We start from the raw sequence: 1319 nt of genomic DNA, 5'->3' as shown, positions 1-1319 counted from the left end.
ATGGGTCTTCCCCGATCATGGTGGGAAGGCTCAGAACGCCATATTCAGCTTTCCGTAGTGGAACATCACCCCCAGTTTAAAGCGCTCCCGGTTTCGGTATCCCCTGGCTTTTATCCTCAGCAGCCTGATCTTGCTGTTAAGTGCCTCCGCATTTCCGTTTGAGACACTGTGTCGCATCGCATTCAGGATCCCGTACAGCCTTTTTCCTATCGTTTTCGCGGCATTTTTCATCATGGGAACGTCACTGTTAGCCGCCAGCGCCAACCATCTCTGCCAGTCACTCCGTCTTTCCTCGCTCCATGGCCTGTTCCAGATATCCTTTGCCAGCTCTTTCAGCGCCCAGCACTGGCTCGTCAGCTTCATCTGTGCACGCAGCCACATCAGCTTTTCCTGCCGGGATTCGGTCATCCACTTATCGCTGTACTGCCACAGGAAGCGGGTTCCTTTTGCCTGGTGTCGGCTTTCAACAGGGAGGTGCGGATGTTCATTCTGACGGGTTTTATCAACTACCTCGCCCAGTTGCTTCGCCACATGGAAGCGGTCAAAGGCGATTTTCTCAACCGCACTGGGTAAGTGGATACGCGCTGCTCTTATATAGCCCGCGTTCATGTCCATTGAGAGCGTTTTGATAGCCAGCAACTGCCCATCAGTGAGCGTGCGAAGATAGCCGGCAAGACTCTCTGTGCCGCGATCATCCGTTAAGGCCAGCGCCCGACCATCGCGATCGGAGATCACCGTTATGTAACGATGTCCTTTTTTAAAGGCGACCTCATCCACATTCATATGACGGGCGGATAATGGCTTTTTTATCCGGGCAAGACCTCGCTTAACTGCCCGGGTCATAATGCCGTCAACCGCATTCCAACTGAGCTTAAGTTGCTTCCTGACAGCATCAACGGTGCTGATTTTCAGCCATGAGAGAACGAACGATTCGAATAGCAACGTATACCGGCTTCCGGGGCCAGCCCACGGAACAGGCAACGTCAGGCAGCCATGCTCCGGACACATAATTCGTGGAACATCGGCTTCAACAATAGTGGTGAACTGGCAGGTATCAAGATGGCGCCATTTACGATGACGGTGATCGTGAACAGAACAGGATTTACCGCAGGTCGGACAGGCTAGCCGGGTGTTTTCAGCGATCTCAATAGTGACAGTAACAGAACCGGCATTTTCATCGAGAGAAAGGGACTTTACCTGCCACGGATCGGACAGGTTGAGAATATGAGCGTAGAGGGACTTTTCGTCCATGGCGGTGACCTCTGGCGATTAAATACACCATTATCATGCCTTCAGCCACCACAACAAGGGAAGACCCA

1 protein-coding gene is annotated in these 1319 nt (G+C 52.6%); it reads right to left on the bottom strand.

What is annotated here, in order from left to right; genetic code table 11:
- Window positions 1-30 precede the first annotated feature (30 nt).
- The gene (locus ACOI6Z_RS27475; RefSeq protein WP_000343760.1) at window positions 31-1251 is read right to left on the bottom strand and encodes an ISL3-like element ISKox3 family transposase; all 1221 of its coding nucleotides are present in this window, start codon (window positions 1249-1251) and stop codon (window positions 31-33) included.
- Window positions 1252-1319: the final 68 nt, after the last annotated feature.

Source organism: Klebsiella sp. C239 (genome assembly GCF_048822715.1).
GTDB lineage: Bacteria > Pseudomonadota > Gammaproteobacteria > Enterobacterales > Enterobacteriaceae > Klebsiella > Klebsiella quasipneumoniae.
Note: the sequence above shows the minus strand (reverse complement) of the source record. Positions and strands in the feature narration are given on the sequence as shown.